The sequence below is a fragment of the Morganella sp. Je.2.23 genome, assembly GCF_051129855.1.
Lineage (GTDB): Bacteria > Pseudomonadota > Gammaproteobacteria > Enterobacterales > Enterobacteriaceae > Morganella > Morganella sibonii.
The window spans coordinates 78,555-93,063 of sequence record NZ_JBCPSQ010000007.1 but is presented as its reverse complement, the minus strand read 5'-3'; the positions used below and the strand labels follow the sequence as shown (position 1 = coordinate 93,063).

Genomic DNA, 14,509 nt, shown 5'->3' with positions numbered 1-14,509 from the left:
CCTCAGCGATTCATCGGCTGTGGCTGCCCTGCGGTATCTTCTTTACCGCCGGTCACCAGCGCCACGGCAATACACAGGAGATAAACTGTAATACTCTCACGGCTGAAGAACAAGACATCAGTCAGGCCATAACCACCCAGGCACAATGTAATCATAATCAGTAAGAGGTTCTTATTCCGGATACCGGCGTACAACAGCGAGAGATAAATCAGCACCAGCAGCACACCACCGATGATCCCCTGTAATGACAGAACCTCAATCAGCTCACTGTGCAGGTGTACGGTGAGATAAATAACTATTGAATCACTGATATTACCGGCCGCTATTTTTTCTGAAATAAAGTCATTACGAGCCTGAAAAGATTGTCCGAACGGTGCGTGCTTAAACGCAGACAGCCCGGCGTACCACATGGTATAGCGGTCGCCCAGTGACCCTCCCGGTTTTGTCACATCATAACCCTGAGTTTCCGTAATCGCCTCATTAATACGGGACTTATATAAGAACTCATATGATGTTCCTGCAAAAATCAGCAGAAGCACAACCACAATACTGACCTTTTTAATACTCAGGCTCTTGCGGAAAACAATGGCGGTATAAAAAACAGAAAGCAGAAGGTAGACAGCGATTGCCGCACGGGTCTGTGTCAGTATGATGATCGCATTTGAAACTATCAGATTAGTGAAAAACAATGAAATATTTAATTTATTTTTCACCTGAGCACAAAAATTAAGACTGACAAAAAAAATTGCGCTGACCAAATATGCAGTAACTGTTGCCCGGTTTGTATCTAATTCCACCCTGTCTTTATTTAAAACAAAAATATCATAAAGTGCATACAATAAAATATAAAGCGGCAGTACCTTGATGACGCCTGATACATATATATTACTGAAAAATTTTCTCAGTTCATTCTTTAATAAAATACAAACACAAAAGATAAAGGCGCCGAGTATAATTCTTGATGCTGTCGGAGAATAACTTTTATAAATACCCGGCCCGTCATCATTCATCAAAAATGACCACGCAACCCGGGAGATACCAAACAACAGAAATGAGGCAGCAACAAGCAGGGCTGCACGGTCACGGAAAAGTGATATCTTTCTGAAAAAAACCAGCCAGATTGTCACGATGACAGACAAATAACTCAATATAAAATAAGAATCCCGTGACCACGTATCTGCAAAAGAAGCAATAACCATCGAGAATGCCATTAACATACCAATAATAATTGGTAATGTTCTGTTCATTACCATTTAAAATGCTCCCGATGACTTTATTTTTAAAAACATTATTTTTCTGCTTAATCTTACTTTTGAACTGAACAAAAACCGAAATACTTTGATATCATTGAACCGTTCCATAACAAAACGCGGAAGCTTACGTTTATTATTTCGTGATAAATAATCAGAACAGACTTTAACAAACAGCCCTTCAAACATCACTTTTTCATTTGAATTTTTAACGAAAAAACTTTCCATCGATAAAACAATCTGCAGGAAAAGGACGGTTTTATTCATACTTTTCTCTGTGGATAAACTGCCGCGATGCTTATAGTAACAATAGATCTGAGTGTCAGTGATCAGGATATTCTGAGCCGCACAAATAACATTTGCGGTAATCACCACATCTTCATAGCAAAAAATCTCAGGAAACATATCATCCGTCAGGATATCCCGGCGGATAAATCTGCCGAGTAAATGGCCTTTTACCGTCTTATGTTCCAGATATAATTCTTTCAGTCTGTCCTGAGTGATTGATATAACCGGTTTATCCTCAATCACTAATACCGGATTGCGGTCATGATGTTCATCCAGGCGGGTTATCAGTAAATCAAACGGATGCTCCCGTATAATATCCATAACCAGGGTCAGTGCACCGTTTTTCAGTACATCATCACTGTCTAATGCTGTGATATATTCGCCACGGGACAATGAATACGCATAATGCCGGACTTTACCGACATTAGAAAAATTAACAGTTTCAACAACTTTAATAAAATTCCGCGGCTGATAATGACTGATAATATCTAATGATTTGTCTGTTGAGCCATCATTAATAATGATCGCTTCAACCCTCTCCGGAGAACCATTCTCATTCAGGGCATTATCCAGACTCTCTAATGCGGCCAGAATTGATGACTCCGCATTATGTACTGCAATCATGACCGAAATAACCGGGTTACCCATATCATATTCCAACATTCGTTTTGGTCTGCGAAGTAAACTGATTCAGATTCTGGCGGCTACTGACACGCCAACTCCGTAATCATATAAAAATTATATAAAAATAATAAATAAATCAGCTTTTGTCGTTGTATGTTCTGATAAAGCAATACTACCCGTAAATGATACAGTAATCATAATATTTTAATACTCTTACAATCAGTATTTAAGATAAGTATACGATTTATCTATGATTTTATCTTCAATTAACATTAAAAATGATACCATTTTATATAAAAACACTAATAATTTGTAAAATACCAGCAAATTGCACTACCTGACTCAAAGAATGAGTACAGATGAAAAGATAACCCTTTGTCAGCTCTCCTCCGCCGGATAACAGGCAATAAAAAACCCGGCCGAAGCCGGGTTTTTTCAATCAGAAAGCAGAAATTACTTAATTTTTGCTTCTTTGTACATTACATGCTTGCGAACAACCGGATCGAATTTTTTCATTTCCAGTTTTTCAGGCATAGTACGTTTGTTCTTCGTAGTGGTATAGAAGTGACCTGTACCTTCAGAAGAAACCAGTTTGATCTTTTCGCGAATACCTTTAGCCATTTTTCAGCTCCTTAGTACTTCTCACCGCGGGTACGTAAATCAGCTAAAACAGCCTCGATACCCTTTTTATCAATGATACGCATACCTTTAGCAGATACACGCAGAGTCACGAAACGTTTTTCAGACTCAACCCAGAAACGGTGAGAGTGCAGGTTCGGCAGAAAACGACGTTTGGTCGCATTTAATGCGTGAGAACGGTTGTTACCGCTCATCGGACGCTTGCCAGTAACTTGGCAGACTCGGGACATGTCTATTCTCCAAAAATCTAATCAGCTCGAGCTTTGTATTGGGTGAGGCTGCCTCGTCAGGCTTAGGAGCCCATCTCAGCTTACTTTTGACTCGCCGGGAAATTGCTCTGTCAACCAGCAAAAATATGCTGAGATAGGCTCTTCTCGCCAAACCCAAGATCCTCAAAGGTGGCGTAGTATACGCTTTCCGGCGCAAACGCTCAAGACCCGAACAGTAAAGATCGTGTGTTTCTGCGAAAAAAACTGCTCAGATCAGCTCGTGTTCTGCAAACGAAAACGTATTGAATTTCCCGACAATCAGGTGATCCAATACGTTAATCCCCACCAGCTCACATGCCTGAACAATTTTTTTTGTCAGCAGACGGTCAGCCCGGCTGGGGTTTTCGTTACCGGAGGGGTGATTATGCGCCAGAATCACAGAAACTGCATTCACTTTGAGCGCCAGGCGCAAAATCTCTCTGGGATGCACTTCCACACAGTTTACCGTACCGGAAAACATCTCTTCATAACGGATAAGCTGGTTCTGATTGTTGAGAAAAAGCACAACAAACACTTCCCGCTCCTGCCCGGCCAGCCGCTGATTAAGATATGCCTTTACGGTACAGGCGCTGCTGAGAAATTGTGTTTCCTGAAACTGGCTGCTGAAATAGCGCCGGGACAATTCCACAATCGCCTGCATCTGACAAAATTTACTGTCCCCGATACCGTTCAGGGGTTTGAATTCCTCATAACCGGCTGTCAGCAACCGGTGAAGTGATCCGAAAACCTCCAGCAGATACTCAGCAAACTGCCTGACCGGCCGATCCCGGGTGCCGGTACGTAAAAAAATCGCCAGCAACTCTGAATCACTCAGTACCGATGCCCCGTATGCGATCAGTTTCTCTCTCGGCATCAATGCCGTATTTCCGGTTATGTTGTCCATTTTTTCTCCGTTTCTTTCCTGTTTTACCGGAAAAAGTATGTCAGCTCCGGCTGTTTTTCCGCATAAAACCCCCTATTTTTGCGAGGCACGCCGAAGAAAAAACATTATTTAGCTGGATAAATACACAGCACCCTACCCATACGGCAGTGTTGTGGTAAAATCGCCTGTCTCCGAAAAATAACTGGATAAAACACAATGTCCGAACTGACAGGAAAACAGATAGTTCTGGGTATCAGTGGTGGTATCGCAGCCTATAAAACCCCTGAGATTGTCCGCCGTCTGCGTGACCGGGGGGCAATTGTCCGTGTCGCCATGACACCTGCTGCAACCGCATTTATCACCCCGCTCACACTTCAGGCCGTTTCCGGCTTCCCGGTTGCGGAAAGTGTGCTTGACCCGGCAGCTGAGGCGGCAATGGGCCATATTGAACTGGGGAAATGGGCTGATCTCATTATTCTCGCGCCCGCCACCGCTGATCTGATTGCCCGCCTGAGTGCCGGTATGGCCAATGACCTGGTCACCACTATTTGCCTGGCATCAGATGCCGCCATTGCCGTTTCACCGGCCATGAACCAGCAGATGTACAGAGCGCAGACCACTCAGGAGAACCTCGCGCATCTGGAACAGCTCGGTTTTGCCGTCTGGGGACCGGACAGCGGCAGTCAGGCATGTGGTGACACCGGCCCGGGACGCATGCTGGACCCGTCAGAGATAGTCTCACGGGCAGAACAGCACTTCCGCAAAAAACAGGACATGACCGGCATCCGTCTGGCCATCACCGCAGGGCCGACACGCGAAGCACTCGACCCGGTACGTTTCATCAGCAATCACAGCTCCGGTAAAATGGGCTTTGCCATTGCTGCCACTGCCGCAGCACGTGGTGCGGATGTCACTCTGATAGCCGGGCCTGTCACATTACCGACACCACCGGGTGTTAAACGTATTGATGTCAGCAGTGCCTGTGAAATGAATGATGCCGCACAGCTGACAGCCCCGCAGCAGGACATTTTTATCGGCTGTGCTGCTGTGGCCGATTACCGCGCCAAAGCGGTTGCACCTGAGAAAATTAAAAAACAGGGTGACGAAATCACTTTCACAATGGTGAAAAACCCGGATGTGATCGCCGGTGTCGGCGCTCTGGAAAAAAACCGTCCGTTTGTGATTGGATTTGCAGCTGAAACCCAAAATGTGGAAGAATACGCGCGCGGCAAGTTGGTGAAAAAGCAGCTCGATATGATTTGCGCCAATGACGTTTCTGTTGAAAACCAAGGGTTTAACAGTGACAACAACGCCCTGCATCTGTACTGGCATACCGGCGATATCAGCTTACCGAACATGAGCAAATCAGAGCTCAGCCACCATTTACTGGACGAAATACTGAAACACTATGACCAAAAAAATCGACATTAAGATTCTTGATCCGCGTATCGGCGGGGAATTTCCGTTACCGGCCTACGCCACACCGGGCTCTGCGGGTCTCGACTTACGTGCCTGTCTGGATGAAACCACCGAACTGAAACCGGGGCAAACGCTGTTACTGCCGACCGGTCTTGCCGTCCATATTGCAGACCCGTCTCTGGCGGCAATGGTGCTGCCGCGCTCCGGGCTCGGCCACAAACATGGCGTGGTTCTCGGCAATCTGGTGGGCTTAATCGACTCTGACTACCAGGGACAGCTGATGGTATCTGTCTGGAACCGGGGCGACACCACTTTCACGATTGAACCGGGCGAACGTATTGCACAGATGATTATCGTTCCTGTTGTTCAGGCTGAATTCAATATTGTTGAAGAATTTACCGAAAGTGAACGCGGAGCCGGCGGATTTGGCCATTCAGGCCGTCAATAATACTAATAACGCCGTTATCTCCGTCACTTTTCTGACAGTGGTACTGTTGTACTGCTGTCAGCAGGCAGATGTGTGTTTGCTTTAACGCAGGGGTTTTATCTGACATGGCAGAAAGTACAAAAAAGAAGAACAGGCGCGAGGAGATCCTGCAGGCGCTTGCGCAGATGCTTGAGTCCAGCGACGGCAGTCAGCGTATAACAACCGCTAAGCTTGCCGCCAGCGTAGGGGTTTCAGAAGCAGCGCTCTATCGTCATTTTTCCAGTAAAACAAAAATGTTCGACAGCCTGATTGTATTTATTGAGGACTCACTGATTTCGCGGATAAACCTTATCCTTCAGGATGAGAAAGAAACCATTTCGCGGATAAAACTGATTCTGATGCTCCTCCTGGGGTTCTCGGAAAAAAATCCGGGCCTGACCCGTATCATGACCGGTCATGCGCTGATGTTTGAACAGGATAAATTACAGAGCAGAATTAATCAGTTGTATGAACGAATCGAAGCTCAGTTGCGCCAGGTCTTAAAAGAAAAGCGAATCCGTGACGGCAGCGGTTTTACTTATGACGAAAGCCTGTTAGCATCTCAGCTACTCGCCTTTTGCGAAGGCATGCTGTCCCGTTTTGTTCGCTCAGAATTTAAATACCGGCCGACACAGGAATTTGAAGCCCGCTGGCCGCTGATCCTTGCACAACTTCAGTAACACCGTTTTTAGTTAAACTACTCACCCCGCCCGTTTTATTGGGCGAGGGCTTTTTTTTACCTGCTGTTACGCTCAGATTTCAATACCGTACTGCTCACGGTAAGCCCGTACAGCCTGTAAATGGGTATCCATCTGCGGATCTTCCGCCAGATAACTGATTAAATCATTCAGTGTGATGATGGAGAATACCTGACAACCGTAATCACGTTCCACTTCCTGAACCGCTGATAACTCGCCTTTGCCTTTTTCCTGACGATCAAGACTCAGCATTACACCGGCAAGTGTTGCATTATTTTGTCTGATGATTTCCATCGATTCACGAATTGCCGTCCCGGCGGTGATCACGTCATCTACCACCACAATCCGGCCATTCAGCGGGCTGCCGACCAGTGTTCCGCCTTCCCCGTGGTCTTTGGCTTCTTTACGGTTAAAACAGTATGGCATATCAAGATCATGATGCTCCGCCAGTGCAACCGCGGTCGTCGTTGCAATCGGAATGCCTTTATAGGCCGGTCCGAACAGGACATCATATTGCACACCACTGTCACACAATGCCGCAGCATAAAAGCGTCCGAGCAGCGCCAAATCCCGTCCGGTATTAAATAACCCGGCATTAAAGAAATACGGGCTTTTCCGGCCGGACTTCAGCGTAAATTCACCAAATTTAAGTACCTGTTTTTTCATCGCAAGTTCAATAAATTCGCGCTGATAAGCTTTCATCGGGATCTCCTGATTCTGATTTACGGATAACGCGCCTGAATCACAGGCATAAAAAAGGCGACTATCACGTCGCCTTCTGATTAATTTTCTAATACCGCCTTCTGGGCGGAAAAAATGGTTTCCAGCCCGCCCCTTGCAAGGGCCAGTAACGACAGCAACTCATCATGACTGAACGGCGCACCTTCTGCCGTGCCCTGGACTTCAATCATCCGTCCGTCATCAATCATGACCACATTCATATCGGTTTCTGCCGCAGAATCCTCGACATATTCCAGATCACAGCGCGGCTCGCCGTCCACGATACCGACAGAAACGGCGGCAACCATGGATTTCAGCGGGCTGGCTTTCAGCTGGCCTTTTGCGACCATCTGATTCAGTGCATCAGCCAGCGCCACACAGGCACCACTGATAGCAGCAGTACGGGTACCGCCGTCAGCCTGGATAACATCACAGTCGAGAGTGATGGTGAATTCGCCCAGTTTGGTCAGATCAACCGCAGCGCGCAGCGAACGCGCGATCAGGCGCTGGATTTCCATTGTGCGGCCGGTCTGTTTACCACGGGCAGCTTCACGGGCATTACGGGAATTGGTTGCGCGCGGCAGCATGCCGTATTCGGCAGTGATCCAGCCCTGTCCCTGACCTTTCAGGAAACGCGGCACACCTTCTTCAACGGAGGCATTACATAACACTTTAGTGTCACCGAACTCCACCAGCACAGAGCCTTCGGCATGTTTGGTATAATGACGGGTGATAGTAATAGGACGCACCTGGTCTGTTCCCCGGCCAGCGGGACGTGATGACTGACTCATAGCGATTCTCCGGTTCAGTTAACTGTTGGGGGCGCATTATACGGCTTAAACCGGTGAATGCCTATGCCTTAACACCATAACAGCGCTATAATCAGAGCAATAAATCCATCACAGGACAGATATTATGATCCGTAGTATGACCGCGTTTGCCCGTCAGGAAGTCAAACGCCCGTGGGGCACCGCCTCATGGGAACTCCGCTCTGTTAACCAGCGCTACCTTGAAACCTACATCCGCCTGCCGGAACAGCTCCGCAGCCTGGAGCCGGTGATCCGTGAGCGTCTGCGTCAGCGTCTGACCCGCGGCAAAGTGGAGTGTAACCTCCGTTTTGACCTGAGCAGCAACGCGCAAAGCGGGCTGAATATGAATGAAGAGCTGGCAAAACAGCTGGTCGCGGCAGCAAACTGGGTTAAAAACTACAGTCACGAAGGGGAAATCAACCCGCTGGAAATTCTGCGCTGGCCGGGCGTGATGTCTGCACAGGAGCAGGATCTGGATACCATCAGTGAAGAACTGCTGGCAGCACTCGATGATACCATCACGGCCTTTATTGATGCCCGCGAGCGTGAAGGGGCGGCACTGAAAACCTTAATCGAGCAGCGCCTTGACGGTGTGACAGAAGAAGTCCGCAAAGTCCGCGCACAGATGCCGGATATCCTGTTATGGCAGCGTGAGCGCCTGCAAAGCAAACTGGATGACGCACAGATTCAGGTGGATCCGAACCGTCTGGAACAGGAACTGATCCTGCTGGCACAGCGTATTGACGTGGCGGAAGAGTTAGATCGTCTCGATGCGCATGTAAAAGAAACCCATAATATCCTGAAGAAAAAAGAGGCTGTCGGCCGCCGTCTGGACTTTATGATGCAGGAATTCAACCGCGAATCGAACACCCTCGCTTCAAAATCCATCAATGCCGGTATCACCAGTTCCGCCATTGAACTGAAAGTGCTGATTGAGCAGATGCGTGAGCAGATCCAGAATATTGAGTAATACATAATACTCACAGCCCGCTGAAATACGCGGGCTGTCAGATGACTTTAATTAAACTTCCTCTTCCCTCACAGATTCTTCAATATCATCCGGTTCTTTTTCTTTACTGATCGGAATAATTAAATTCAGAATAATAGCTGTCACACCACCCATACAGATCGGGTTTTCTGCCAATGCGTAAAGGGATGTCGGCAGGACGTGGAAAACCGCCGGGTCATAAGAAACACCCAGTCCAAGCCCCAGCGAGGTCGCCACAATCAGGGTTTCGCGGCGGCGCAGACCATTCGACAGAATGATGCGTATCCCCGCAATGGCAATCATAGAGAACATCAGTGTCATAGCGCCACCCAGCACCGGTGCCGGAATCGTTGTAAAAAACCAGCCGATCCCCGGAAACAGTCCCAGAATCACCAAGATAACCGCAATGATTTTCCCGACATGGCGGGAAGCCACTCCGGTCATCTGAATGACCCCGTTATTCTGGGCAAATGTAGTCAGCGGCAGTGAACTCATCGCGGATGCCGCCACAGACACCAGACCGTCCGCCATCACACCGCCTTTCAGACGGGACTGAAATTCCGGCCCCTGAATTTTCTGCCCGGACACCAGTGCGGTTGCCGTCAGGTCACCGACCGCCTCCAGCACACTGAGCAGATAAATAATGGCGACGACCAGGAAATGGGCGAAGTTAAACGAGAAACCATATTTGAACGGCACCGGGATCGTGATAAACGCGGCTTTGCTCATCTGACTGAAATCGACCATCCCCAGAAACAGGGCGCAGACATAGCCGACAATCAGCCCGATCGCGATCCCGCCCATGCGCAGCAGCGGGCTTTTGCAGCAGTTAAACCCGATAACCACCAGTAGAACCAGCAACCCGACACCGATATTCTGATAATCTCCGAAAGTGCCGGACGACTTGGCGGAGAAGCCGCCGCCGAAATCAATAATCCCGACTTTTATCAGGCTCAGCCCGATCATCAGAACCACAATACCGCTGACTGTCGGCGTAATCACCCGGCGCAGATAGGGCAGGATAAAAGACGATCCCACAACTAAGAACGCACCGGCAAACGAGATACCGAAGATAGTGGACAGTAACAGTTCCTCATCAACACCATCAGCCCGCATGCTGGTTCCGATGGCAATCATCACTGTCACAAATGAAAAGTTAACGGACTGAATCGATAATAACCCCGAGCCGACCATGCCGTAGCGGTTTACCTGCAGCCAGGTGCCGACACCGGAGGCAATCATGGCCATGGAAACAAGATACGCATTGGTCTCAGGCGATAACTGTAAGGCCGTACCGACAATCAGCGCCGGTGTGACCATCGGGACAAAAATCGCCAGCAGATGGGTCACGGCACCAATAATCGCCTGTAAAAACGGGGGTTTATCCTCGAGCTGGTAAATAAGATCAGATGCTGTGTTTTGTTGATCAGACATCTCTTCTCTCCTGTACGTGAATTTGACTATCTGACTCTGTTAATAACTATCTGTTTTTATTTAAGATTCTTGTGGAGAACAGACGGCTGTCATGCAATCTGTATCAACAGATAAAGCAATAACCACACCAGGAGAGGGTATAAACGGAGAAAAGGGTTATAAAATGTGATTAATAACGGAGTTTTTGATCACTTTGTGAAATTGTTCACTATTTGTACTGATGACATCAGGATGCCGGTGATTTTCAGTGCAGATATCATTATGAGAATGATGATTAATAAACAATCAAATTGATAACCGCCGGTAACCGGCGGCTGAATATCAGTTTTCCCCGCGGATACGGGCGCGGGTGATTTGTTTTCTGACCAGCAGACGTAATGAATTCACCACCAGCAGCAGAATAAAGGCGTTGGAAAAGATAAACAGAGTGAATGCCAGAAGGTGGATAAATTCACTATCTGAAGACATGCTGATATTCAGAGAGGATTTTGCCAGTGCTGATACGCCGAATGAAAAACTCCAGAATGATAAGGTAAATGCCTGCCGGGTAAACCAGGGGATCAGCCTGATCATAAATACCAGTTGCAGTAACCCGTAGCCGAGCAGCATCTTGGCAAAGAAATCAATATGATTCTGATTCACTGCCAGATAGGCGCTGCATGCCACCAGTGCCGGTGCCAGCTGAATACCGAAAGAGAGACGTGATTTTTCATCCATCAGCCCGTCACTGCGGATACGTTTCAGGATCGCCGGTTCCAGGCTCAGCCAGGAGAAAACCCCGGCGCCGAAAAAGAGAATACCAAGGTCAGTAAACCCGAGCGCACCACATGCCATGGCACAGATAAAATTATTAGCGACGGTCGGCAGATAAAGTACCGGGGTGGTTGCTGCTTTCGGGTACTCCCCTTTCCACTGGGAGCCGACCAGCCACGCGGCATAAGAGAGCTGCGCTACTGCACCAAGGGCAAACAATCCGGTGGAAAACAGCGGAAAATAAGGCGTCAGCCCCATCGCCACCAGTACGGTGGTTGCCGGTAACAGGCTGGAAAACCCACTGGCTACCGGATGACGGAACTCATCGGTCATTTTTTCCGGGAAACAGAAACTGCGGATAATAAACAGGGATATCAGCACCAGCCAGACCGCGCAACCGGCACCGATAATCACCTCACCGATGAATGCCGGATATCCCTGCTCAGCCGCGGCATAGCGCCACGCCATCCCGGTGCCGATAAGCCCGAGAACCATGCCGAAATACCCGGCTGAAAACCGGGAAGAAACGGATTTAATCTTATTTATCAGTGCAATGCTCATATCTGTTCAGCTCTGTCGTCCTATCATTCCCGGTACAGGTGTACGGGAACTAAATAATAGTACAAATTTTATAATTTATTTTGATAAGAGTCATTTTGTATACATGTTACATCACATCATTTTTTCCGGTCATTTCCGGAATCAGCCCTGCCAGCCCCCAGTGATGGGTAATTTCACGGATAATCAGTAAAAAAGCCGTAAATTGTTTGTCTGAGGGGAGCGATGTTGATGAGACCGGGCTGCCGCTGATAACATTCACGATCTCATTAAACCCGCGTTCTATTTCCTCTGTAGATAAGAAATCCGTTTTATCACCGGCAAGTAAATAGTTTAGCCGCAGGTCCGGACAATGCAAAATAAGCTCTCCTGCCGGTAATAAGGCCCGCGCCGGGATAATCCGGTTTTCAATATGTTCAATCGCCACTTCCGCTTCATACGCGGTCACCGGCGAATGCTGAAAAACAAATCCGTCAATCACACTGTCACCGAGCGGAAGCCGCACATCAGCCTCCGCAGAAAAAATCCGCGTTTCTGTTGCTGTTATCTGTAATGTCAGGTGAGTCATACTGTTACCTCCGGGTCAGGATTGTGTGCCGCAAGCAAAGCGTCCACCACTACGCGGATACGCGGGGAGAGATCACGTGAGCGCGGCCATACCGCAAAAACCGGTGCAGGCGCATCATCTTCCGGGGTGGCAACCGGCAGTACCTGCAGCCGCCCCTGTTCAATATCCCGTGCTGCCAGCCAGGTGGTCAGATACGCGATCCCCATTCCGTCCGCTGCCGCGTCACGCAAAGCTTCGCCGTTACTGATAATATGTTTCGGGCGGATAGTCAGCCGGTTAACGGTGCCGTCTTTGTTCATCACCGGCCACGGCAGAATCTGCCCCCGGGATATAAATCCCAGGCAATCATGCTCTGCCAGGGCTTCCGCCGTCTGTGGTATACCACGACGGGCAAGATAATCCGGTGATGCGCAAATCACGGCATGCTGTGTTCCCAGACGGCGGGCAACCAGTGTTGTGCTGTCCTGCGGATACCCGAGGCGGACCGCAATATCCGTATTTTCTTCTATCAGATCCACCCGGCGGTCAGTAAAACTGACTATCAGTTTTAATTCCGGATGTAATTTTGTCAGTTGTGTCAGTACCGGCATCACATACAGCCGTCCGTAGGAAACCGGCAGACTGATCCGCAATGTGCCGGAAACTGTCTGACGGCGGGAAGATAGCAGTGATTCCGCCTGATGCAGCTCATCCAGCACAGATAAACAGCTCTGATAATAAATCTGTCCTTCTTCCGTCAGACTGACACTCCGCGTTGTCCGGTGCAGCAACCGTACTCCCAGGCGTTCCTCCAGTTTTGCCACACTTTTGCCGGTCGCGGATTTGGATACTCCCATCCGCACCGCTGCCGCCGTAAAGCTGCCGGTTTCTACGGTATGCACGAATGCCGCCATATTTTGCAATTGTGAATACAGATTCAGATTCGCCATGATTGTCTACTTTCAGGAGTCATTGATACACCAAAACATCAGCATACACGCAAAAAAGTTACCAATAAAATAGCAGAACAGATTAAAAGGAGCTTTTTATGCAAAAAATGATGAAACGCTGGCAACTGACCGGCACCGGACTGAATAACCTGACCTTTGCAGATGTCCCGGTACCTGTACCGGGAGATCATGAGGTACTGATCCGCGTATCCGCAGTCTCCCTGAACTACCGCGATCTGCTGGTTATTGACGGAAAATTATTACCGGAGCTGCCGGAAATGCCGTTTACACCGGCCTCGGATATGGCCGGAGAGATTGTCGCTGCCGGGGAAAAGGTCACCCGGTTTCATACCGGTGAACGGGTGATCGGCAATTTCTGGACACAGTGGACAGATAACGCCCCGCCGGCAGAAATGGCACATCACGGGATGTCACTCGGCGGCCCGCTGCCCGGTGTACTGGCAGAGTATATTGTACTGAATGAGGAAACGCTGGTTGCGGTTCCGCCGTCATTGACTGACGAAGAAGCCTCCACACTGCCGGTCACCGGGCTGACCGCCTGGTTTGCCCTGAAAGAAAGCGGGGATCTGCAACCCGGACAGACTGTATTACTCCAGGGTACCGGTGGTGTATCACTGGCAGGGTTACAGATAGCACTGGCAATGGGGGCTGAACCCGTTGTGCTGACCCGTTCCGCAGAAAAAATCGCCCGTCTGAATGCACTGGGTGTAACCCGTATTATTGACACCGGGGCAACACCGGTATGGGCTGATGCCGTAATGTCACTGACCGGCGGTCACGGCGCAGATCATATTCTGGAAGTTATCGGCGGGGAAAATCTGCGTCAGTCCGTGGCAGCACTGGCACCGGGCGGACACATTGCACAGATTGGTTTTATGCAGAGCGAAGAACTGGTGATGCCTGCCGTTCCGCTGATGCTGAAACAGGCAACTCTTCAGGGGATCACTGTCGGTCACCGCCGGGCACTGGAACGGCTTTGTGCCGCCACTGAGCAGTATCAAATCAAACCGGTTATCGATACTGTCTATCCTTTCAGTGATGTTCCGGCGGCTTTTGCGCATCTTCAGCACGGTCCGTTCGGTAAAATAGTTATCCGTATAAAATAGTATTCCCCGGTTCCGGCAATTTCCCGCGCCGGAACCTTTACACTTCTCTGTATAACTATACGTTCCCTGTATTGACCTTCCCCTAAGGTAAACCATTAATCTCATCAT

Annotated in this window: 16 protein-coding genes; 5 read left to right on the top strand and 11 right to left on the bottom strand. The window is 48.8% G+C overall.

The window, feature by feature from the left end; all coding sequences use genetic code 11:
* Nucleotides 1-2: 2 nt before the first annotated feature.
* From AAZR23_RS17980 to radC, 5 genes are all read right to left on the bottom strand, one after another.
* A complete protein-coding gene (locus AAZR23_RS17980; RefSeq protein WP_247717485.1) occupies nt 3-713 on the bottom strand; it encodes an O-antigen ligase family protein in 711 nt (236 codons plus the stop codon).
* Between the two features lie 540 nt (nt 714-1,253).
* Nucleotides 1,254-2,162 (bottom strand): glycosyltransferase family 2 protein, encoded by a 909-nt coding sequence (locus tag AAZR23_RS17975; RefSeq protein ID WP_434694193.1) that lies wholly within the window; start codon nt 2,160-2,162, stop codon nt 1,254-1,256.
* A gap of 453 nt (nt 2,163-2,615) precedes the next feature.
* Nucleotides 2,616-2,783 (bottom strand): 50S ribosomal protein L33, encoded by a 168-nt coding sequence (gene rpmG, locus AAZR23_RS17970; RefSeq protein WP_004236665.1) that lies wholly within the window; start codon nt 2,781-2,783, stop codon nt 2,616-2,618.
* Between the two features lie 11 nt (nt 2,784-2,794).
* Nucleotides 2,795-3,031, bottom strand: coding sequence for a 50S ribosomal protein L28 (gene rpmB, locus AAZR23_RS17965; protein ID WP_015422374.1), 237 nt, complete (start codon nt 3,029-3,031; stop codon nt 2,795-2,797).
* A 247-nt stretch (nt 3,032-3,278) separates the two neighbouring features.
* The gene (radC, locus tag AAZR23_RS17960; protein WP_434694190.1) at nt 3,279-3,953 is read right to left on the bottom strand and encodes a RadC family protein; all 675 of its coding nucleotides are present in this window, start codon (nt 3,951-3,953) and stop codon (nt 3,279-3,281) included.
* A gap of 195 nt (nt 3,954-4,148) precedes the next feature.
* Here radC and coaBC point away from each other — a divergent pair, with 195 nt between their 5' ends.
* The 3 genes from coaBC to slmA all read left to right on the top strand — a co-directional run bounded on the left by coaBC (nt 4,149) and on the right by slmA (nt 6,497).
* Complete coding sequence (gene coaBC, locus AAZR23_RS17955; RefSeq protein WP_434694189.1) at nt 4,149-5,363, top strand: bifunctional phosphopantothenoylcysteine decarboxylase/phosphopantothenate--cysteine ligase CoaBC; 1,215 nt, start codon at nt 4,149-4,151, stop codon at nt 5,361-5,363.
* Nucleotides 5,341-5,799: a dUTP diphosphatase gene (gene dut / locus AAZR23_RS17950; RefSeq protein ID WP_434694187.1), complete on the top strand. Its 459-nt coding sequence runs from the start codon at nt 5,341-5,343 to the stop codon at nt 5,797-5,799. The genes coaBC and dut overlap by 23 nt, the downstream gene beginning before the upstream one ends.
* 104 nt (nt 5,800-5,903) lie before the next feature.
* Nucleotides 5,904-6,497 (top strand): nucleoid occlusion factor SlmA, encoded by a 594-nt coding sequence (gene slmA / locus AAZR23_RS17945; RefSeq protein ID WP_046892863.1) that lies wholly within the window; start codon nt 5,904-5,906, stop codon nt 6,495-6,497.
* Between the two features lie 72 nt (nt 6,498-6,569).
* Here the strand turns inward: slmA and pyrE are convergent, their stop codons facing one another.
* Nucleotides 6,570-7,217, bottom strand: coding sequence for an orotate phosphoribosyltransferase (gene pyrE, locus AAZR23_RS17940; protein WP_230059887.1), 648 nt, complete (start codon nt 7,215-7,217; stop codon nt 6,570-6,572).
* A gap of 80 nt (nt 7,218-7,297) precedes the next feature.
* Nucleotides 7,298-8,026, bottom strand: a complete 729-nt coding sequence (gene rph, locus AAZR23_RS17935; protein ID WP_195432610.1) for a ribonuclease PH — start codon at nt 8,024-8,026, stop codon at nt 7,298-7,300.
* Nucleotides 8,027-8,150: 124 nt separating this feature from the next.
* Between rph and AAZR23_RS17930 the strand changes: the two genes are divergently transcribed.
* Nucleotides 8,151-9,014 (top strand): YicC/YloC family endoribonuclease, encoded by an 864-nt coding sequence (locus AAZR23_RS17930; protein WP_046892861.1) that lies wholly within the window; start codon nt 8,151-8,153, stop codon nt 9,012-9,014.
* 51 nt (nt 9,015-9,065) lie between these two features.
* On the opposite strand, the gene AAZR23_RS17925 is transcribed toward AAZR23_RS17930, so the two are convergent.
* The 4 genes from AAZR23_RS17925 to AAZR23_RS17910 form a co-directional block, all read right to left on the bottom strand.
* Complete coding sequence (locus tag AAZR23_RS17925; RefSeq protein ID WP_046892860.1) at nt 9,066-10,466, bottom strand: nucleobase:cation symporter-2 family protein; 1,401 nt, start codon at nt 10,464-10,466, stop codon at nt 9,066-9,068.
* 321 nt (nt 10,467-10,787) lie between these two features.
* Nucleotides 10,788-11,780 carry a dicarboxylate transporter/tellurite-resistance protein TehA gene (tehA, locus tag AAZR23_RS17920; protein ID WP_218453884.1) on the bottom strand — a complete coding sequence of 331 codons (993 nt, stop codon included), beginning with the start codon at nt 11,778-11,780 and terminating at the stop codon, nt 10,788-10,790.
* Nucleotides 11,781-11,886: 106 nt separating this feature from the next.
* Nucleotides 11,887-12,345, bottom strand: a complete 459-nt coding sequence (locus tag AAZR23_RS17915) for a hypothetical protein (protein WP_218453885.1) — start codon at nt 12,343-12,345, stop codon at nt 11,887-11,889.
* Nucleotides 12,342-13,274 (bottom strand): LysR family transcriptional regulator, encoded by a 933-nt coding sequence (locus AAZR23_RS17910; protein WP_166708874.1) that lies wholly within the window; start codon nt 13,272-13,274, stop codon nt 12,342-12,344. Before AAZR23_RS17910 ends, AAZR23_RS17915 begins: the two co-directional genes overlap by 4 nt.
* A gap of 98 nt (nt 13,275-13,372) precedes the next feature.
* On the opposite strand from AAZR23_RS17910, the gene AAZR23_RS17905 reads away from it, so the two are divergent.
* Complete coding sequence (locus AAZR23_RS17905) at nt 13,373-14,401, top strand: zinc-dependent alcohol dehydrogenase family protein (RefSeq protein WP_218453886.1); 1,029 nt, start codon at nt 13,373-13,375, stop codon at nt 14,399-14,401.
* Nucleotides 14,402-14,509: the final 108 nt, after the last annotated feature.